The 18,439-nt window shown below is 66.0% G+C and carries 19 protein-coding genes and 1 tRNA gene; 7 read left to right on the forward strand and 13 right to left on the reverse strand.

Annotated features, from left to right (window positions below; genetic code table 11):
- Window positions 1-31: 31 nt before the first annotated feature.
- The gene (locus C449_RS15145; RefSeq protein ID WP_006078918.1) at window positions 32-1,387 is read left to right on the forward strand and encodes an MFS transporter; all 1,356 of its coding nucleotides are present in this window, start codon (window positions 32-34) and stop codon (window positions 1,385-1,387) included.
- Between the two features lie 18 nt (window positions 1,388-1,405).
- On the opposite strand, the gene C449_RS15150 is transcribed toward C449_RS15145, so the two are convergent.
- Entirely contained in the window at window positions 1,406-2,167 is a 762-nt protein-coding gene (locus C449_RS15150; RefSeq protein WP_006078919.1) for an SDR family NAD(P)-dependent oxidoreductase, read from the reverse strand.
- Between the two features lie 160 nt (window positions 2,168-2,327).
- On the opposite strand from C449_RS15150, the gene C449_RS15155 reads away from it, so the two are divergent.
- Window positions 2,328-3,065 (forward strand): SDR family oxidoreductase, encoded by a 738-nt coding sequence (locus C449_RS15155; RefSeq protein ID WP_049914354.1) that lies wholly within the window; start codon window positions 2,328-2,330, stop codon window positions 3,063-3,065.
- Here the strand turns inward: C449_RS15155 and C449_RS15160 are convergent.
- Complete coding sequence (locus tag C449_RS15160) at window positions 3,052-3,471, reverse strand: hypothetical protein (protein ID WP_006078921.1); 420 nt, start codon at window positions 3,469-3,471, stop codon at window positions 3,052-3,054. The two genes, C449_RS15155 and C449_RS15160, sit on opposite strands and share 14 nt — an antisense overlap.
- 11 nt (window positions 3,472-3,482) lie before the next feature.
- Window positions 3,483-4,664 carry an MBL fold metallo-hydrolase gene (locus C449_RS15165; protein WP_006078923.1) on the reverse strand — a complete coding sequence of 394 codons (1,182 nt, stop codon included), beginning with the start codon at window positions 4,662-4,664 and terminating at the stop codon, window positions 3,483-3,485.
- A gap of 73 nt (window positions 4,665-4,737) precedes the next feature.
- Between C449_RS15165 and C449_RS15170 the strand changes: the two genes are divergently transcribed.
- The gene (locus C449_RS15170; protein WP_006078924.1) at window positions 4,738-5,391 is read left to right on the forward strand and encodes a hypothetical protein; all 654 of its coding nucleotides are present in this window, start codon (window positions 4,738-4,740) and stop codon (window positions 5,389-5,391) included.
- A 46-nt stretch (window positions 5,392-5,437) separates the two neighbouring features.
- Here C449_RS15170 and C449_RS15175 read toward each other — a convergent pair whose 3' ends face one another.
- Window positions 5,438-5,917 carry an RNA-binding protein gene (locus tag C449_RS15175; protein ID WP_006078925.1) on the reverse strand — a complete coding sequence of 160 codons (480 nt, stop codon included), beginning with the start codon at window positions 5,915-5,917 and terminating at the stop codon, window positions 5,438-5,440.
- Window positions 5,918-6,031: 114 nt separating this feature from the next.
- Here C449_RS15175 and C449_RS15180 point away from each other — a divergent pair, with 114 nt between their 5' ends.
- Window positions 6,032-6,340 carry a DUF7562 family protein gene (locus C449_RS15180; RefSeq protein ID WP_006078926.1) on the forward strand — a complete coding sequence of 103 codons (309 nt, stop codon included), beginning with the start codon at window positions 6,032-6,034 and terminating at the stop codon, window positions 6,338-6,340.
- Window positions 6,341-6,430: 90 nt separating this feature from the next.
- The gene (locus C449_RS15185; RefSeq protein WP_006078927.1) at window positions 6,431-7,717 is read left to right on the forward strand and encodes a ribonuclease catalytic domain-containing protein; all 1,287 of its coding nucleotides are present in this window, start codon (window positions 6,431-6,433) and stop codon (window positions 7,715-7,717) included.
- 129 nt (window positions 7,718-7,846) lie between these two features.
- On the opposite strand, the gene C449_RS15190 is transcribed toward C449_RS15185, so the two are convergent.
- From C449_RS15190 to C449_RS15225, 8 genes are all read right to left on the reverse strand, one after another.
- Window positions 7,847-9,133, reverse strand: a complete 1,287-nt coding sequence (locus C449_RS15190; RefSeq protein ID WP_006078928.1) for an L-lactate MFS transporter — start codon at window positions 9,131-9,133, stop codon at window positions 7,847-7,849.
- Between the two features lie 259 nt (window positions 9,134-9,392).
- Window positions 9,393-10,142: a CehA/McbA family metallohydrolase gene (locus C449_RS15195; RefSeq protein ID WP_006078929.1), complete on the reverse strand. Its 750-nt coding sequence runs from the start codon at window positions 10,140-10,142 to the stop codon at window positions 9,393-9,395.
- A 264-nt stretch (window positions 10,143-10,406) separates the two neighbouring features.
- Window positions 10,407-10,478, reverse strand: a tRNA-Ala gene (locus tag C449_RS15200).
- Window positions 10,479-10,488: 10 nt separating this feature from the next.
- Window positions 10,489-11,106, reverse strand: a complete 618-nt coding sequence (locus C449_RS15205) for a rhomboid family intramembrane serine protease (protein ID WP_006078930.1) — start codon at window positions 11,104-11,106, stop codon at window positions 10,489-10,491.
- Between the two features lie 262 nt (window positions 11,107-11,368).
- A complete protein-coding gene (gene rpsJ, locus C449_RS15210; protein WP_206536545.1) occupies window positions 11,369-11,680 on the reverse strand; it encodes a 30S ribosomal protein S10 in 312 nt (103 codons plus the stop codon).
- Complete coding sequence (tuf, locus tag C449_RS15215) at window positions 11,677-12,942, reverse strand: translation elongation factor EF-1 subunit alpha (protein WP_006078931.1); 1,266 nt, start codon at window positions 12,940-12,942, stop codon at window positions 11,677-11,679. The genes rpsJ and tuf overlap by 4 nt, the downstream gene beginning before the upstream one ends.
- 145 nt (window positions 12,943-13,087) lie before the next feature.
- Entirely contained in the window at window positions 13,088-14,041 is a 954-nt protein-coding gene (locus tag C449_RS15220) for a homoserine dehydrogenase (protein WP_006078932.1), read from the reverse strand.
- Window positions 14,038-14,568, reverse strand: a complete 531-nt coding sequence (locus C449_RS15225) for an amino acid-binding protein (RefSeq protein ID WP_049914356.1) — start codon at window positions 14,566-14,568, stop codon at window positions 14,038-14,040. The genes C449_RS15220 and C449_RS15225 overlap by 4 nt, the downstream gene beginning before the upstream one ends.
- 180 nt (window positions 14,569-14,748) lie before the next feature.
- On the opposite strand from C449_RS15225, the gene C449_RS15230 reads away from it, so the two are divergent.
- Window positions 14,749-14,967: a hypothetical protein gene (locus C449_RS15230; protein ID WP_006078934.1), complete on the forward strand. Its 219-nt coding sequence runs from the start codon at window positions 14,749-14,751 to the stop codon at window positions 14,965-14,967.
- Window positions 14,968-15,189: 222 nt separating this feature from the next.
- Here the strand turns inward: C449_RS15230 and C449_RS15235 are convergent, their stop codons facing one another.
- The gene (locus C449_RS15235) at window positions 15,190-17,373 is read right to left on the reverse strand and encodes an elongation factor EF-2 (RefSeq protein WP_006078935.1); all 2,184 of its coding nucleotides are present in this window, start codon (window positions 17,371-17,373) and stop codon (window positions 15,190-15,192) included.
- Between the two features lie 309 nt (window positions 17,374-17,682).
- On the opposite strand from C449_RS15235, the gene C449_RS15240 reads away from it, so the two are divergent.
- Window positions 17,683-18,432, forward strand: a complete 750-nt coding sequence (locus C449_RS15240; protein ID WP_006078936.1) for a DUF5781 family protein — start codon at window positions 17,683-17,685, stop codon at window positions 18,430-18,432.
- Window positions 18,433-18,439 lie beyond the last annotated feature (7 nt).

Below are 18,439 nucleotides of genomic sequence, written 5' to 3' on the forward strand. Positions count from 1 at the left end.
ATTTATCCGGGCGGGCGATACAGTTCCGGGTATGGCGAGCGAACCCGCGAGCGTTCGCGATCGTGTTCGGGAGCTGTTCGCGCTCGAACGCGACGTGCTCGTGCTCTCGGTCGCGATGTTCGCGTTCAGCCTCGGGTTCCAGATGACGAGCCGGTATCTCGGGGAGTACATGGTCGCACTCGGCGCGAGCGCGTTCGTCGTCGGCCTCTACGGCACCTTTTCCAATGTGATCAGCGCGGTTTACCCCTACCCCGGCGGTGCGATCTCCGATCGGATCGGCTCGCGGTACGCGCTCACCGTCTTCGGACTCCTCTCGGTAGTCGGCTTCGTGGTGTGGCTGGTCGCACCCGTGTTCGGCGCGCTCGCCGTTCCCCTAATCTTCGTCGGTCTCGTCTTCGCCCAGGCGTGGAAGTCCTTCGGGCTGGGCGCGACGTTCGCTATCGTCAAACAGAGCGTCCCGCCCGCGCGGCTCGCAGAGGGATTCGCCAGCACCGAGACCTTTCGGCGGACTGCCTTTCTGGTGGGACCGTTGCTCGCGGCTGGCGTGTTTGCCACGTTCGCTACGACCGACGCCGGGTCGATGACCGATCCGCAGGTGGTCGACGCGTTCGTCTACGTCCTCGCGATCGCGGTCGTCTTCGCCATCCTGGGAACGCTCGCCCAGCACGTTCTCTACGACTCCGCCGGCGACGACTTCGGCAAGAAGTTCGAAGGGGTCTCGCAGGTCGCCAACGACCTCCGGAACCTCCCGCCGGAGCTCCGTCCGTTGCTGATCGGCGACACGCTGGTCCGATTCGCCAACGGGATGGTGTACGTTTTCTTCGTGATCGTCGTCACGCGCTTTCTGGACGTCGGCCTCTCGACGACCGTTCCTGTCGTTGGAACCATCGACCTCTCACCCCAGGCGTATTTTGGAATTCTCCTCGGGATCGAGATGGCGGTCGCGCTCCTGACGATGATCCCCATCGCGAAGCTCACCAGGCGAGTGGGGCTCAAACCCGTGGTCGGGCTCGGATTCGCGGTGTACGCGATCTTCCCCACGTTGCTCATCGTCGCGCCGCCGGATGCGGGGGTGCTTGCGGCGTTATTCGCCTTCTCTGGCCTGCGGTTTGCAGGACTGCCGGCGCACAAGGCGCTCATCGTCGGCCCCGCAGAGCGCGGTGCGGGCGGCCGGGTCACCGGCTCGTACTACCTCGTTCGCAACGTCGCCGTGATCCCGAGCGCGGCGCTCGGTGGCGTGCTCTACGGCGGGCTAGCGTTGCCAGGCGTCGGACAGGTGCTCGCCGGAAGCCCGCCGCTCGCGTTCGGCGCAGCGACCGTCGTCGGCCTCCTCGGCACGGGCTACTTCCTCGTCTTCGGCGAGGAGTTCGCGGCTATCAACGAATGACTGGAACCGGAACGTCCACTACTGCGCGGAGTAGCCCCCGTCGACGACGAGCCCGTGGCCGGTCACGTAGGAGGACTCGTCGCTGGCGAGGAACGCGATACAGTCGGCGATCTCCTCGGGTTCGCCGAGCCGCCGGAGGGGGTACTGGGCCGTCATCCGCTCGCGGGCGGTCTCGGGGTCGCCCCGTGACTCGAAGTACTCCCGCCCGAGTGCGGTGTCGGTGAAGCCGGGACAGACGGCGTTCGCGCGCACTCCGTGTGGCCCCGCCTCGGCCGCCACCGCGCGGGTGAAGTTGAGCACCGCGCCCTTCGTGAGCGAGTACACCGACTGTTTTGGGAGGCCGAGCACGCTCGCCAGCGACCCGACGTTCACGATCGCACCCGATCCCTGTGCTTTCATCGCCGGTAGGGCGGCGTGACAGCCGTTCCACACCCCTCGAAGGTTGATGTCGAGGACTCGATCGAACGTCTCGGTGTCGGTTTCCTCGACGACCGCTGGCGGCTGACCGATCCCGGCGTTGTTGACCAGCGCGTCGAGACCGTCCTCGGCGGCGATGGACTCGACGAGATCCGCGAACGCCGCCTCGTCACGCACGTCGAGTTCGTGGAACGTCGCGTCGCCGTCCGCCGCTTCGATCCGCTCGACGGTCTCCTTGCCGCCCTCGCAGTCGACATCGGTCACGATCACCCGAGCGCCCTCCGCGGCGCAGCGCTCCGCGGTCGCACGTCCGATTCCCGCTCCTGCACCCGTCACGAACACCGTTCGATCGTCGAATCGCATGGAACGATCACCACAGGCCGGTGATATAAACCCGATCGATCGTGGACGAACGATCGTCACCTTCGAGCGGACCGTCGGCGATCGGGAGCACGACGGATCGACATCGAGCGCGATCGCGAGCCGCCGAAAGAACGAACCACACCGCCGACCATCGGGCGGTATGGCAGCCGACCAGCCACTCGCCGGCCACGCGGCGATCGTCACTGGAGCCAGTTCGGGGATCGGGAGTGCGACGGCACACGCGCTCGCGCGCGATGGGGCGGACGTCGCACTCGCTGCACGACGGGAGGCGAAGTTGGAAGAACTCGCCGACGACCTCGAAACCGATCACGGCGCTACGACCCTCGTCGCGCCGACCGACGTGACCGAGGAGGACGCGGTCGCGGAGCTGATCGACGGGACGGTCGACGCGTTCGGCGGCCTCGATATCCTCGTCAACAACGCCGGCCTCGCGCGCGGATCGGCTGTCGAAGAGCTCTCGACCGAGGAGTACCGCACCATGATGGGCGTCAACGTCGACGGGTGTTTCTTCACGACGCGCGCGGCGCTCCCACATCTCCGGGCATCCGAGGGAAACCTGATCTTCGTCGGGAGCTTCGCGGGACAGTACCCCCGTCCGTTCAACCCGGTCTACGCAGCCACGAAGTGGTGGGTCCGTGGGTTCGCCCATAGCGTCGCCGGCGCGGTCGGGGAGGCGGGCGTCGGCGTCACTGTGGTCAACCCCTCGGAGGTGCGGACGGAGTTCGGCGACGACGAGAGTTTCGAAGAGCGGTTCGACGAGGGTGAGGTCACCGAACCCGACGAGATCGCCGACGCGATCGCGTTCGCCGCGCGCCAGGATCGCTCGACGGTGAGCGAACTCGACCTCTTCCGACGCGACAAGCTCAGCGACTTCTGAGTTCGACTGCGAGCGCGGCGGCGGGGTCGGCCGGTCCGCGGACGTATCTCGTGGGATCGCGCTCGACCGCGAAAGCGTGGATCGTGACCACCAGCCGCTCGGAATCGAGCGTCGCGCGCAGGACGGGACCGACGCTCGTGACCGCGACGTACGGCGGCGCGGCGACCGGCTGTGCCGGGAGTTCCTCGTCGAGCGCGTCGACGGCCCCTGCAAGCGCCGCCGGCAGACGATCGAGCACACCCGCACGATCGAGCGCACGTTGGAACGGATCGACCACCGCCGCCCGGTCGGTCGTCACCGCACCGTCCCACGAGTCGGCGACGGCGTCGGCACACGCTAGGACGGTGTCGAGCAGGTCGGCGTGCGCGTCGAGGAGATACTCGCGAACGGTGACCGCCCCGGACATCGCTCGCTGGCTCACTCCGTGGACGCAGCGGCGCAGTTGTTCGGCCCGAGTTCGAGTTCGAACGCGGTCTCGTCGTCGGTTTGTTCCCGTCCGCGGTTGATCGCGACGATGCGTTCGTGGTTCGCCGGCCGCGGCCCCATCCGGTCGAGCACCCGCTCGACGAACCGCTCGCGATCGAGTGAGAACACGGGAAGTCGATCGCGGAGGTCACCGAGCCGCGCGGTGTACGCACCGCCAGCTTCCGGCTGCTCAGACGGACCGTGGTGGCCTGGCGCGACGAGCAAGTCGTCGTCGAGCGCGTCGAATCGCTCAGTCAGCGTGTCGTGGAGCGTCCCCGCGAGGTCATGCGCGCCGTCGGCACCGGCTTCGAGGTCCGGCCGCGGAACGCCGTCGAGAAACAGCGAGTCGCCAGTCAGCAGGGCGTCGCCGGCCCGGAACGCGAACGCGCCCGAGGTGTGGCCCGGTGCGGCGATCGCTTCGATCACCGTGTCGCCGAACGCGAGTGCTTCGCCGTCGGCGACCGTCGTGACGCCGTCGACGCCGCGTGCGGCGGCAGGCTCGGGAAGGATCGGCTCCGCCCCGGTTTCGGCTGCGAGCCGTCGAACGCCGCTCACGTGATCGGCGTGGAGATGGGTGTCGATCGCGTAGCGGAGGTCGACCCTGCGGTCCGCCGCATCCGCGGCGTACCGATCGACGAACGTCCGGAGCGGGTCGATCACTGCCGCCTCGCCGCCGGCGTGGACGAGATACGCAAGGCAGCCGCTGGAGGGGCGGCGGTACTGGACGACCGTCGCGGGCCCCTCGACATCGATCTCGTCCGCGTGATAGACCCGCGCCCAGCCCGTCATCCCCTCGACGAGGTTGCGGGCCGCGACGCCCGCCTCGGCGAGCAGGTCGGCAACGTGATCGCTCGCCTCGCCGCGGCCACAGACCACCGTGATCGGCTCGTCGAGTTCGAGATCGGCGGCGAGGTCGTCGACTCCGCCGGTGACCTCGGCCTGAAGGAATCGGGCGTAGGGAACGTGCTCGCGCTCGATCGACGGCCCCTCGATGGCCCACGACGCGACTTCGTCGCGGTCGCGGACGTCGAGTAGCGCCACCGGCTCCCCGGCGTCGATGGCGCGCGCGAGTGCAGCGGGGGCGATCGCGTCCGTCTCCGGTGTGGAGTCGGACTCGGACGTGGCGTCGCTCATGGATACGGTACGCACTCGTCGGGGATAAGCGCACCCGGGACAGCACTAAGTGTCAGCCGAAGGATGGTGATGCATGGACGGCGAGACCCTGATCGACGACGTGCGGGACGCGAAGGCGACCCGGCTCGATCGGCTCGGCGGGACCAAGTGGCTGCTCGCGGCGACGGGGGCCGACCTCGAAACCGAGCGCGTCCTCCGGGTGGCGGCAGCGAGCGAGGCGGCCGCGGCTACGACGTTCGAGCAGTGGGCCGACGACGAGGGAAGCGATCGGGCGCGCGAGGCGTTCGCATCGGTCGCGGCGCTCGAACGCGACCACGCGGCCCGGGTCACGGACCACCTCGACGAAGATCCCGAGTCGGGGGCCGACCCCGAACCGGACGCCGCGCCTAGCGCGCTCCACGAGCACCTCCGAAGCCTCGACGACACCTCCAAGCGCGTCGGTGCGGGCCTCGTCGGACGGCCGCTCGTGAGCGATCGTACCACCGTCCAGATCGTGAGCTTCTTCGTCAACGAGGCGGACGAGCGCCGTGCCGATCTCTTTCGAGAACTCCGAACCGAAACCGGCGAACTTCTCGACGAGGGGGCGACGGTGCTCGATGCGGTCTGCACCACGGACGACGACTGGGAGCGCGCCTGCGAGGCCGCCACGGGGACGATCGACGTCGCGTACGACGAGTTCGCGGGTGATCTCGACGCGATGGGGCTCGATCCACGCTCGATCTGCTGAGTCGTGCCGTCGCAGGCGCGGAGGACTGCCGAGAGCGGAGCGTGTCTCAGATCGAAAACTCGTAGAGGTCGTCGCCGACGTGGTGGACCGACGCGACGACCTTCCCCGAATCCCCGTCCATCTCGGTGCCGTCGACGAGCGCACGTCCGATCGCGAGCGCTTTGCCATGGGCCTCTTCGACGATCACGACGTGCTGGTTCGCCTCGATTCCGGGATCGGCTTCGGTGATGCCTGGCCGCATCACGTCCGCACCGTCGGAGACGAACGAGATCGCGCCGGTGTCGACGGTGACGACGCCCGTCTCGGGCGGGTGGGCGTTCGCGCCGCGCACCGTGAGAAAGGGGTCGTCGTCGAGATAGATCACGAGCGGCTCGCCGTCGACGAGGACGAGGTCACGATCGCTTTCGGCGAACTCGACGCGCTCGTAGGTGTCACCAGCGAGATCGACGCCGAGCCGATCGGCGAGCGTCCGCTCGATCTCGTCGACCGCGTCGCTTCTGAGGTGGTGTCGGGATCTGACCTGCATACCCTCCCCTGCCGACCGGCGGGGATAAATCGTGCGCCAGCGACGCGGACACAACTCGGATACGACAGCGTACCGACGCGAAGAGGTAAGTGCGCGGGCGTCGAAGACGATCGTATGTGGGGGTCCCGGCGCACCCGGGAGAGCAAGACGGTCACCTGTATTGCGTGCGGCGGCTCGGTCCGGCGCTCGGAGGCGCGCGAGTACGACAAGCACGGCGACCGATGGGAACGCACAGGAAAAGAGTTCGAACACCTCTGCAAGGACTGTTATCGGGATCTCTGCCACCAGCCGCGCGACGATCTCGAAGCCCTGCTCGTCGAGATCCACGCCATCGAGGGGACCGCGTCGCAGACCGCGTTCCTCCGGCGATACGACGAGATCGTTGAGGAACGCTACGGCCCGCTCGAAGAGCGCGAGCGCTGATCGCGGCTCGCCGTTCTCTCCCCTGTCGTGCACGCGTCCCTGCAACCGCGCTGCCAGAACGACTAATTGTTGGCTTCCCGTAGCCCGGTCATGAGCGATCAAGCAGCCGCCGGCACCACCGAGGGCCAGGGACCGGTCGAGATCGACGAGGAACTCGCCCGCCACCTCGAGAACAAGCGTGAGGAGCTGTTCGAGAAGTTCGAGATCCGCGACGAGTTCCCCGACGCGGTGCTCGAAGAGGCCGAAGCCCGCACCGAGGGCGTCGAGAGCGAAATCGACGCCGAACTCGACGATCGCCGGGATCTCCGCGATCTGACGACGTGGACCACCGACCCGGTCGACGCACGCGACTTCGACGACGCACTCAGTATCGAGAAGGGTGAGGAGGAGTTCGTACTCCACGTCCACATCGCGGACGTGACCCACTACGTCCACCCCGAGAGCGAGATGTGGGCCGAGGCGGTCGAGCGTGCCAACACGGTGTATCTGCCCGATCACACCGTCCACATGCTGCCCGCGACGCTCGCCGAAACGGTTTGTTCGCTCGTGCCCGACGAGGACAGATTAGCTCACACCGTCGAGATGCATCTCGATCGCGAGACCCTCTCCTTCGAGTCGATCGACATCTACAAATCGGTGATCCGGAGCGACGAACGACTCACGTATACGCAGGCCGAGCGCCGGCTCGACGATCCCGAGAGTGCGCTTCACGAGGAGAGTTCTCTAGTGTTCGAACTCGCCGACCGCCTCCACGAGCAGCGCAAGGAGGACGGTTCCCTCGTTCTCAATCCGCGCCGGGACCGCGCCCACACCATCATCGAAGAATGCATGCTGAAGGCGAACAAGGCCGTGACTCACGAGCTGATGTGGAACCGAGGGGTCGAGGCGATGTACCGCGTCCATCCCCAGCCCTCGCCCGACCAGTGGGACGACGCGCTCCAAGAGATCCAGGAGCTCGACGGTGTGTCGATCCCTGGCGACGCGTGGGGCGACGATCCCCGGATCGCGGTGAATGCCACCCTGGAGGAGGCCCCCGAGCGACAGTTGGGAAAGATCCAGTATGCCGTGATGAAGGTAATGCCCCGTGCCCGCTATATGAACGACCCCTTCGGCGGGCATCACGCGCTCAACTTCGATATTTATGGGCACTTCACCAGCCCGATCCGGCGACTCTCGGATCTCGTGAACCACTGGATCGTCCACGCGAACGACGTGCCCGAGAACCTGTTACAGCTGTGTGATCACGCCTCCGACCAGCAACAGGCCGGCGAGAAGTGCGAACGCGAGTACAAGCAGTTCCTGGAGGAAGTCGGGCTGGATGCGGACGCGGTGAACAATCGGGGTATCGAAGTCGTGGAGGAGACTGATGCAGAATGAAGGAAATCTCTGCGTCGTCGATCCCGGCGACATCGAAACGAAGTGACTGAGCCCGAAACCGTAGAAGACAGTCGGGATAGGTGAGTTCTCGACGAGGCCGGTCGATGAACGAGAGTGATACGCCAGACGTCAGTCGGTCGCCGTCTCTGTGGCGCTCGGAGCACGACTCGCGCTCTGGAGCTTGCCGATCCGCCAGCGAAGGACGACGACCGTCACGAGGCCCACGACGAGAGCACCGTTCATGACGTACAGCGCGCTCGTGTAGTTCCCCGTCGATTCGAGGATCGTCGAGGCGAGCTGTGGGCCGGCCACGCCGGCGACGCCCCACGCCGTGAGCGCGTAGCCGTGGATCGCGCTGACCTCCTCCGTGCCGAAGAGGTCGCTGAGGTACGCCGGCAGGCAGGCGAACCCGCCGCCGTAGCACGTGATGACGAGGAAGATGATCCCCGCGAGGAGCCAGACGCCCGTAACCTGTGGCATCACGAAGAAAGCGACGATCTGAATGGCGAAAAACGCCGCGTACGTCGTCGTCCGCCCGATGTAGTCCGAGAGGGAGGCCCACGCGATGCGACCGCCGCCGTTGAAAATGCCGATGTAGCCGGTGATGAACGCGGCAGTCGTCGCGCTCGCGCCGGCGATCTGCTGGAGCATCGGCGAGGCAAAGGCGAGCAGCATGATCCCCGCCGAGACGTTGATGAAGACGATGAGCCACACCATCCAGAAGCGCGGCGACGTGCGTGCTTCCTTCGCGGTGAGGTTGGCGAGTCCCGACAGCGCACTCCTCGCTTCCTCCTGGTTTTCCGGTGTGTCCTCCATTCCTTCGGGGAGCCATCCGTCCGGTGGCTTGGCGAGATAGCTCGATCCCGCCGCCATCAGAACGAAGTACAACGCTCCGAGAGCGAAAAAGGCCGTTGCGACGCCGTAGCCCTGGATCAAGAAGTTCCCGAGCGGGCCGGTCAGCAGCGCGCCGGCACCGAACCCCATCACCGCGAGGCCGGTGGCCATCCCGCGGCGGTCGGGGAACCACTCGACGAGCGTCCCGATCGGTGTGATGTATCCGAGTCCGATCCCCATCCCGCCGACGACCCCGAAGGTGGCGAGAAAGAGTGGGAGGCTTCCCAGAAGGACACTCACGCCGGAACCGACCATCCCGAGGCCGTACAGGACGGCCGCAGCCAGCCCGGATTTCCGTGGGCCGTACTTCTCGACGTAGCTACCGAGGAAGGCGGCCGTGATCCCGAGGACGAACACCGCGATGGAGAACGCGGTCGTCACGCTCGACGTGCTCCAGCCCAGCGTCTCGTTCAGCGGTATCTGGTAGATACTGTACGCGTAAATACTGCCGATCGACAGGTGGATCGCGACGGCCGACGCCGCGATCAACCATCGGTTCTTGTCCGTGCCTGTGGCTGACATCCTCTAACAGCACGTTCTATCGTTAATAACAAGTTTTGGTTAGCGAAACGGTTGCCGATTCTTGCGCGCAGGCGAAAGAAGTTTTTCCTTGCACTAACTACCAACCGTTCCGTTGTCCAAGACGGGCTCCGCATCGGGTCAGTCACGACGTACAGCTCCGCGGTCCGAACGCGTTCGTCGCGATGGGCCACCGGCGGCAGTGCAGATTTCCGATGGCGCGAAACGTCACGACGGCGGTCGTCCGAACGCGCCACGCCGATCACTTGCCCATCGAAGCGGGGACGGTCGGGACGACCGGCATTCGCGACGTGGCGAGATAGGTCGCTTTCCGGAGCGCACCCTTCGTATACTGACGCGCGCTGCGGTGGATCGGCGTTCGTTTACCTTTGATCTCGGTCGCGCCCGCACGCATTGCCTCGACGACCGCCTCGCCGTCGATGGCCTCGGAACGAAGCGACGCCGCGTCGAGATCGATCCGGATCTCGGTGTAGGCTCGGCCGACGTTCGGGAGGGTATGAGCGTCGCTCGCGCCGACCTTTGGGTAGTCGTGTGCGGCCGCGAACGCTCGTGCTCGACGGTTCCGGTAGCCCGTGAAGACCATCGAGTTGTAGACTTCGATCGCATCACAGTCGGAGAGGTTCCGCTTTCTAACGCCGTGACGGCTCCGCTGGAAGGGATGGGGGACGACTGCGACACCGCCGAGATCACGCACTCGTTCGACCGTTTCAGTGAGCGACCGTCCCCGTTTCGGACGGGTTTCGACCCCGATGGCGAGCAGGTGGCCATGGCTGGTCGAGACCTCGACACCTGGAATCCCGAGCAGGCCGTACTCGGGTGCGAGCTCGGCCGCCCGGAGCGACTCCTCGATGGCGTCGTGGTCGGTGACGACGATCCCGTCGAGTTCGAGGTCGGCCACGTGTTCGAGGAGGAGCTCGACCGGCTCCCGGCCGTCGTACGAGCCCTCCGAGTGGACGTGCGGATCGATGGCGACCGTGGCCGTCTCGGTCATCGATACAACACCATCTCCCGGATCGGTAATAAACGCTCCCTCTAAGGAGTGTGAACAGTAGCTGTGCGGCGACGAGTGGTCGTGTCGTGATCCGAGTTCGTGGATAGTGGCTTCGAGACGTCAGAATCGCCCACCATCGCTGGCATGCACCGAGATTATCCGAGTGCAACGAGATCTACGACGGACTCGCCGGGACCGAGCAAACGCTTCGCGTTTGCGAGGGTCGGCGAGTCCACGACTGAACGAGCGAAGCGAGTGAAGGAGTGGACTCGCCGGGATTCGAACCCGGGGCCTCTTCCTTGCGAAGGAAGCGATCTACCACTGATCTACGAGCCCGCACCCACTCCTATCCGGGCGGCCCGCTTGTAACTTGCGTTCTGTCCCGCGGTTCGCCGACCGCCAACAGCCCCATTCGCCCGGCGAGCAACCCGAGCAAGAACCCGGTGAAGTGCGCGACCAGCGCGACGCCGGGAGCGCCGGTCAGTACCGTGACCACGATCGCGAGCACCGCGAACAGCGCGATCTGAGCCCGCCGACTCAGTCGAAGGACGTCGAGCACCGACCCCGACACCGGATTGCCGGCGACGACGTACCCCAGTAAGGCGAAGATCGCGCCACTCGCACCGAGCACTCGACTGCCCGGTAGTAGCATCACTTGGGCGAGGCCCGCGAGCACACCCGTCGTGATGAAGAAGACGTGATATCGAAACCACGTGGTCGAACGCTCGACGATCAGCCCGACGAGGACGAGCATGATCGCGTTGCTCACGAGGTGTGCGGGGCCGGCGTGGGCGTACACACTGGTGATCAGCGACCACGGTCGGAGCGGGAAGGTCGGACCGAGAACGAACAGGAACTGCGACAGACCGAGCAAACCGAGCAGCTTGGTGGCCTCGTTGACGACGAACACGACGGCCATGATCGCGAGCGTCTGGACCGTCGGACTTCCCGCGAGGCGACCCATACACGCCGTTGTGGCTCGTGATAGAAAACTGCACGGGTGGTGCGAGCCGAGCGCGTGAGCGATCAGTTCCGGCGAACGCCACCCGTCGACCCGGGCGAAGCGCCGAGTCGTTCAGTTCCAGGAGATGGTGTCCTCGATTTTCGTAAACCGTCGGTTTACTCAGTTACGAAGGACAACTCCTCCGATCCCCGCGGAACCTGCGGTTCCGTTCAGTCCCGAAAGACAAACTGCGTCTTCCGACCTTCGCCTCGTTGCACTCGGTTCAGTCCTCGAGGACGATCTCGATCGAGACGTCGTTCGGCACCTGGATCCGCATGAGCTGGCGGAGTGCGCGCTCGTCGGCGTCGAGGTCGATCAGCCGCTTGTGGACTCGCATCTCCCAGTGCTCCCACGTGGCGGTCCCCTCGCCGTCGGGGGATTTTCGGATCGGGACTTCGAGCTCCTTCGTCGGCAGCGGGATCGGCCCGCTGAGATTGACCCCCGTTTTGGTGGCGATCTCGCGGACATCGTCGCAGATGTCGTCCAAGTCCTCCGGGCTAGTGCCGGCGAGGCGGACGCGCGCCTGCTGCATTATTTCTGGTCGACCGAGAGGACCTTGCCAGCGGCGATGGTCTGACCCATGTCGCGGATGGCGAAGCTCCCGAGTTCGGGGATCTCGCTCGACGGCTCGATGCTCAGCGGCTTCTGCGGGCGCACGGTCACGACGGCGGCGTCACCCGACTGGATGAAGTCGGGGTTCTCCTCGTCGACCTCGCCGCTGGAGGGGTCGATCTTCGAGTCGATGGACTCGATGGTGCAGGCGACCTGTGCAGTGTGAGCGTGGAAGACCGGGGTGTAGCCCGCGGTGATCACGCTCGGGTGCTGCATCACGACGACCTGCGCCTGGAAGGTTTCGGCGACCTTTGGCGGGTCCTCGGCGGGACCACAGACGTCGCCCCGGCGGATGTCGTCCTTGCCGATGCCGCGGACGTTGAACCCGACGTTGTCACCGGGTTCTGCCTTGGGGACCTCCTCGTGGTGCATCTCGACGGTCTTGACCTCGCCGCCGACATCGCTCGGCTGGAAGGAGACGTTGTTTCCGGTCTCGAGGATGCCGGTCTCGACACGCCCGACAGGGACAGTGCCGATGCCCGAGATGGTGTAGACGTCCTGGATCGGGAGCCGGAGCGGGGCGTCGGTCGGCGGCTGGGGCTCCGGAAGGGTGTTGAGCGCTTCGAGCACCGTCTCGCCGTCGTACCACGGAGTGTCGTCGCTCTCCTCGGCGATGTTGGTACCCTCGAACGCCGAGATCGGGATGAAGCTCGCGTCCTCGGTGTCGAAGTTGACCTGTCCGAGGAGCTCTTTGACCTCCTCGACGGTCTGCTTGTAGTCGGTCTCGGAGTTATCGACGAGGTCCATCTTGTTGACCCCGACGATCAGCTCCTGAATGCCCAGCGTTCGGGCGAGGAAGACGTGCTCCTGGGTCTGCGGCTGGACGCCGTCGTCCGCCGCGACCACGAGCACGGCGTGGTCGGCCTGGCTCGCGCCCGTGATCATGTTCTTCACGAAGTCGCGGTGGCCAGGGGTGTCGACGATGGTGAAGTAGTACTCGTCGGTGTCGAACTCCTGGTGGGCGATGTCGATGGTGACACCTCGCTCTCGCTCCTCCGCGAGGTTGTCCATCACGTAGGCGAACTCGAAGCCGCCCTTGCCCTTCTCCTCGGCTTCCTCTTTGTGCTGCTCGATGACGTGCTCGGGGACGTTGCCTGTCTCGTACAGGAGGCGTCCGACGAGCGTGCTCTTGCCGTGGTCGACGTGGCCGATAATGGCCAAGTTCTGGTGCGGTTTGTCTGCCATAGGTGTCTCACGCGCAGGGTGCGCTGTACCGGGAGCGTTCGGTAGTTCCGGTTAAAACGATTACGATACAGGGCCCGAGAACGCCAGCCTCGGCCGGTTTGGGACGCCTGCGCACGGCCTCGTCGCTGCGGATGACGGAGTTCGATCAGGGGAGTCGACCCACGTCCCCGAGCACCGCGGTCGCGGTCGCCCGACCGCCCGCACCGCGCCCGCTCAGGTTCAACTGGCCGGCGTGGCGGGTTTCGAGCTGGACGATGTTCTGGGTCCCAGTCACGGCAAGCGTCCCGTTTTCCGGCACGAGGCGGGGACCGACCCGTACTTCCGGAGCCCCGTCGCCGTCGACGACCTCGCCGACGAGTCGGACGGTGCGGCCGTCGTCGGTGGCGAGATCGAGTGCGCTCGGGGTGAGGTCGGTGATCCCAGTGACGTTCGCATCCGCGAGCGTCGTCTCGCCGTCCCCGAGAACGTTCGCGAGGATGACACACTTGAGCGCCGCGTCGGTGCCCTCGACGTCGAAGGTGGGGTCGGCCTCCGCGACGCCGAGATCCTGGGCTTCCGCGAGCACGTGGCCGTAGTCGAGCCCCTCGGCGCTCATCCGCGAGAGGATGAAATTCGCGGTACCATTGAGGACGCCCCGGACGGCGGTCACGTTCGTCGGGCCGAGGTCCGCGATCGTCGAGAGCACCGGGATCGCGCCGCCGACGGCGGCCTCGAATAAGACCTCGCCCTCGCTCTCGCGTTCGGCCGCGCGGAGATCGGCGTACCGCTCGGCGACCGGGCCCTTGTTCGCGAGCACGGCGTGGGCGTCGCGATCGAGCGCGTGGCGGACGTGCGCGAATCCAGGCTTGGCGTCGCCGAGCGTCGTCGGCGTGGCTTCAACGAGGGCGTCGTACTCCGCATCGAGCGCGCGATCGATTCCGTCGGTGCCGACGCCCCGGCCCTCGGCCTTCCGATCGAGTGCGGTCCCGACATCGATACCGTCGGGGTCGACCGTCGCGCTCGTCGAGTCGGCGAGCGCCGTCACGCGGTGGCCGTACTCGCCAGCAAGCTCGGCGACCGCGCTCCCGACCGCGCCACAGCCGACGATCGCGAGTTTCATCGATCGGCCCCCACGAGCGGCTCGACGAGGAGGAGGTCCTTCTCGTCGGCAACCGCGCGAACGGTGTCGAGCGCTTGGTCGCGCTCGCCGGCCTGGGTTGCCAGCCGGAGGCGGGCGCTCGCGGGTTCGTCGGTGCCTTCCGGGGCCGAGAGCGCGATGTCCGCCACCGAGGCGCTCGTACATTCGAGCCGCGAGAGCGTGTCCGAGAGATCGGTCTCGACGAGGTCGCCGACGAGCACGACCGAGAGCTCCTCACCGTAGCGTTCCGCGCCGGCCTGGATGACGTTCACGCCTGCTTCGCGGAGCGCGGTCACGATCGACTCGAAGCGTTCGGGTGTCGCCTCCAGATCGACCTCGACTGGGATGTGGCCCCGGGGGGTGAGCGAGCCGCGCTCGTGGAAGATCGAGAGGAGGTTGCCGCCGTTGTCGGCGATGGGTTCGAGCGCGCGGAGGAGTTCGCCAGGCTCGTCGACGAGCTCGAGCCGTACCGTGTACGCCGAGACCGCGCTGTCGGTCGACTCGCTCACGGCGACCACCGCAGGGTGTGTGCGTCAGTTGGGTTCATACCCCCTGCTCGCGGGCCGTCGGGCTTAAACACTCACTTCTGTGTCGCGTTCGTCGACGCCGTGACTGTAACTCGGCTGCTCGGTCCGAACCATCCCGCCGCCAGTCGAACCGCTTAGGGTCGCGCCGTCCCAACACTGTGCATGTCGGTCGCCCATCAAATCGTGGATGTCTTCATCTCGGGATTGATCGCGGGGCTCTCGTCGTTCATGCTCAGTGCGTTCGCGCCGCGGCTCGCGGTGACGATCGGGGTCATCCTCGCCAGCATGTACTACTTCTCGCGCAACCCGTGGGGCAGTCAGAGCGGCGACGAGATCAACGATCGGTTGGACGATCTCTACGAACGGTATCTTCCGTTCTGAGCGGCTGCCGTGGTGCGGTTGCGGTGTGGTGCGATCCTGGCGGATGAAGGGCGAGCGAACGAAGTGAGCGAGGGCTTCGGCGGTGCTGTGCGGTTGCGGCGAGCACCAGTGATTCCACCGCGAACGAGCGAAGCGAGTGAGCGGGTGTTTTTAGTCCAGGTTTTTACGAGGAGTGGTGGGCGAGCGAAGCGAGCGCACCCGACGAAGTAAAAAAGTGGGTGCTTAGAAGTAGTCGACGCCGGGCGGGAGTTCGAGTTTCATCCCCTTGCGCTCGCGGATCTCCTTGATCGTCTCGGGCTGGAGGTTGTCGGCCATCACTTGGAAGCCGGCATTCTCGGTGTTCCACGAGGCACGGCCCTCGGTCGCCGAGCGGATGTCGGAGGCGAACCCGATCATCTCATCGACCGGGGCGACGCCCTCGACCACCATGAGGTCGCCCTCCTGGTACATGTCGTCGACCTGGCCACGGCGGCCCTGGATCTCGCCCGAGGCGGGGCCCATGTGTTCGCTCGGCACGTCGATCCGGACGTTCTGGATGGGTTCGAGCATCGAGATCCGACCGTCGATCAGCGCGCGATGGACCGCCTGGCGGACGGCGGGGATGACCTGGGCGGGCCCACGGTGGATGGCGTCCTCGTGGAGTCGGGCGTCGTCGAGTCGGATGAGGGTGCCCTGGACCGGCTCCGCAGCGAGAGGCCCGTCGTCGAGCGCTTCTTCCCAGCCTTCGACGACGAGTTCCATCGTCTCGTTGAGGTGCTGGATCCCCTTCGTGTCGTCGACGAGGATGTTGGTGCCGTGGATGGTCTCGACCTCTTGAGAGGTGTCCTTGTCCATTCCTGCTTCTTGGAGCGCCTCGCGGCGTTCCTGCTCGGGCATGTCCATCGACGCCTCGCCGCGCTTGATCGTCTCGACGACATCCGCCGAAAGGGGTTCGACGGTCAGATAGAACCGGTTGTGGCGGTTCGGCGACTGACCCTCGACCATGTCGGAGGGCTGCTGGACGGCTTCGCGGAAGACCACGATGGGCTCTCCCGTGGTGACCGGGATACCCTGGTTGCGCTCGATGCGCTGGGTGATGACTTCGAGGTGGAGCTCGCCCTGGCCCGAGATGAGGTGTTCGCCGGTGTCCTCGTTGATCTCGATTCGGATGGTGGGGTCCTCTTTCGAGACCTGCTGGAGCGTCTCGATCAGCTTCGGGAGGTCGTCCATGCTCTGGGCCTCGACGGACTTCGTGATCACCGGCTCGGAGATGTGCTCGATCGACTCGAACGGCGTCATCTCCACGCTCGATACCGTCGAACCCGCGATCGCGTCCCGAAGGCCGGTGACGGCGGCGATGTTCCCGGCGGGAACGCGCTCGACCTCCTCGCGCTCGCCGCCCATGAAGATCCCGACCGATTGGATGCGGTTGGTGCCGGCCGTCCCGGAGACGTAGAGGTCCTGGCCGCGTTCGAGCGTACCGGAGAACAGTCTCCCGGAGGCGATCTCGCCGGCGTGGGGGTCCATCCCGATATCGGTCACCATGAACACGACTTCGCCCTCGTCGTCGACGAGGCGCATCCCCTCAGCGAGATCGGAATCGTCGTCGCCACGCCACACGGTGGGAACCCGTTCCGGCTGGGCCTTGACGGGGTTCGGGAAGTGTTCGGCCACCATGTCGAGCACGACGTTCGAGAGCGGCGAGTGCTTGCGGAGTTCGTCGATCTCGTCGTTGCGATTGTACTCGATGATGTCGGCGAAGTCGATCCCGGTCGCCTGCATCTGTGGGAGACTGGTGGCCCAGTTGTACAGCGCCGAGCCAAAGGCCACGGTGCCGTCCTGGACCGAGACCTTCCAGCCGTCCTCGTAGCGCTCCTCGTCCATCCCGCGGATGAGCTCGTTGACGTCGCCGATCACGGCCTGGAGACGCTCCTGCATCTCCTCGGGGCCCTCCTGAAGCTCGTTGATCAGGCGGTCGACTTTGTTGATGAACAGCGCAGGCTTGACGTTCTCGCGGAGCGCCTGGCGGAGAACGGTTTCGGTCTGGGGCATTGTGCCCTCGACTGCGTCGACCACCACGAGCGCGCCGTCGACTGCGCGCATCGCCCGGGTGACGTCGCCGCCGAAGTCGACGTGGCCCGGCGTGTCGATGAGGTTGACGAGGTGGTTGGTGTCCTCGTACTCGTGGGTCATCGAGACGTTCGCCGCGTCGATGGTGATCCCGCGTTCCTGCTCGTCCTCCTCGGTGTCCATCGCGAGCTGCTCGCCCGCGAGGTCCTCGGAGATCATTCCCGCGCCGGCGAGCAGGTTGTCCGTCAGCGTCGTCTTGCCGTGATCGATGTGTGCGGCGATCGCGATGTTCCGGATGTTCTCCGGCTTGTCCATCAGCCGCTCGCACTCCTGTACGATCTTTCTACGTCGGCCCATTATGCAGATTCGTACCGGAAGCAGGGTCAAAAGGGTGCTGTTTCGCCGGAGTGACCGGAGGGAACGACGGCGAAGCTCGATAGACGAACGGAGTGAGTCTATCGGTGTTTCCGCCGAGCGACAGCGAGGCGGAAGCTCGTCAGGGAGTGAGCGCCAGCGAACGGACTGATGGTGTTTCGTGTGACGAGCGTAGCGAGTGAACACGAAGCTCGTTGCGAGCGAGACGACACCAGTACTTCAACTGGAGCACGCGGCTGTGATATTCGCCGGCACAAGAGTCATACCTGCCCCGCCCTGTGATGAATACACATGGACGTTCGCGTGCAGTCTGCCGGCCCGACCGAACCGTTCCTCGGCGCGCGCGACCTCTTCACGACCGAACACGACCTCGATCTCCCGGTCAACGTCCACGTTCGCGACAACCCCGACTCGCGGACGTGGACCGCCCATTACGACGACCATCACGTACTCAACATCTCTCGTCAGGCGGCAAACTCCGCGATGGCGCGCCCGCTCGCGCTCCACGAGTATTCGCACATGCGCCGCCACGAAACCGACCACCCCTCACACGTCCAGTCGACGCGGGAAGCGCTCTATCTCGCGCTCGCGGGCCACTCGGTCGAGCGGCGGACCCTCTCACACTGCTATCAGATCGCCAACCACATGAAGGACATCTACGCCGACGATATCACGCTCACAGTGGCTCCCGCCGACCGCTTGGTGGCGTTTCTGGAATCGAGCCTCGCGGCCGCGCTCGCGGATCGTCCGGCGGACCCCCCGTCGTGGACGCGACTCACGCCGGCGGCCGACCCGGAGATCACCGCAGTCAACGCGGCGTTCGCGCTCGCGCTCCTCGAACGCCACGACTGTATCGACGACGATCACCGATTGTACGACCTCGCTCACGCCGCCGCGAACGACGCCGTCGGGATCGAACTCGCGGCGTTCAAGCGCCGCTTCCGGGACCTCGGGACCGATCCCGACGCGGGCGAGTACCGACGCGCACTGGTTGAAGCAACCCGTGAGTACGCGACTCGGTCGAACTACGCTGCCGACTGAGACCGTC

It is taken from the genome of Halococcus saccharolyticus DSM 5350 (assembly GCF_000336915.1).
Lineage (GTDB): Archaea > Halobacteriota > Halobacteria > Halobacteriales > Halococcaceae > Halococcus > Halococcus saccharolyticus.

Excerpts from the sequence above, each read along its gene's own strand:
- C449_RS15145 (WP_006078918.1), top strand. The coding sequence starts at position 32 with ATGGCGAGCGAACCCGCGAGCGTTCGCGATCGTGTTCGGGAGCTGTTC.
- C449_RS15150 (WP_006078919.1), bottom strand. The coding sequence starts at position 2,167 with ATGCGATTCGACGATCGAACGGTGTTCGTGACGGGTGCAGGAGCGGGA.
- C449_RS15155 (WP_049914354.1), top strand. The coding sequence starts at position 2,328 with ATGGCAGCCGACCAGCCACTCGCCGGCCACGCGGCGATCGTCACTGGA.
- C449_RS15160 (WP_006078921.1), bottom strand. The coding sequence starts at position 3,471 with ATGTCCGGGGCGGTCACCGTTCGCGAGTATCTCCTCGACGCGCACGCC.
- C449_RS15165 (WP_006078923.1), bottom strand. The coding sequence starts at position 4,664 with ATGAGCGACGCCACGTCCGAGTCCGACTCCACACCGGAGACGGACGCG.
- C449_RS15170 (WP_006078924.1), top strand. The coding sequence starts at position 4,738 with ATGGACGGCGAGACCCTGATCGACGACGTGCGGGACGCGAAGGCGACC.
- C449_RS15175 (WP_006078925.1), bottom strand. The coding sequence starts at position 5,917 with ATGCAGGTCAGATCCCGACACCACCTCAGAAGCGACGCGGTCGACGAG.
- C449_RS15180 (WP_006078926.1), top strand. The coding sequence starts at position 6,032 with ATGTGGGGGTCCCGGCGCACCCGGGAGAGCAAGACGGTCACCTGTATT.
- C449_RS15185 (WP_006078927.1), top strand. The coding sequence starts at position 6,431 with ATGAGCGATCAAGCAGCCGCCGGCACCACCGAGGGCCAGGGACCGGTC.
- C449_RS15190 (WP_006078928.1), bottom strand. The coding sequence starts at position 9,133 with ATGTCAGCCACAGGCACGGACAAGAACCGATGGTTGATCGCGGCGTCG.
- C449_RS15195 (WP_006078929.1), bottom strand. The coding sequence starts at position 10,142 with ATGACCGAGACGGCCACGGTCGCCATCGATCCGCACGTCCACTCGGAG.
- C449_RS15205 (WP_006078930.1), bottom strand. The coding sequence starts at position 11,106 with ATGGGTCGCCTCGCGGGAAGTCCGACGGTCCAGACGCTCGCGATCATG.
- tuf (WP_006078931.1), bottom strand. The coding sequence starts at position 12,942 with ATGGCAGACAAACCGCACCAGAACTTGGCCATTATCGGCCACGTCGAC.
- C449_RS15220 (WP_006078932.1), bottom strand. The coding sequence starts at position 14,041 with ATGAAACTCGCGATCGTCGGCTGTGGCGCGGTCGGGAGCGCGGTCGCC.
- C449_RS15230 (WP_006078934.1), top strand. The coding sequence starts at position 14,749 with ATGTCGGTCGCCCATCAAATCGTGGATGTCTTCATCTCGGGATTGATC.
- C449_RS15235 (WP_006078935.1), bottom strand. The coding sequence starts at position 17,373 with ATGGGCCGACGTAGAAAGATCGTACAGGAGTGCGAGCGGCTGATGGAC.
- C449_RS15240 (WP_006078936.1), top strand. The coding sequence starts at position 17,683 with ATGGACGTTCGCGTGCAGTCTGCCGGCCCGACCGAACCGTTCCTCGGC.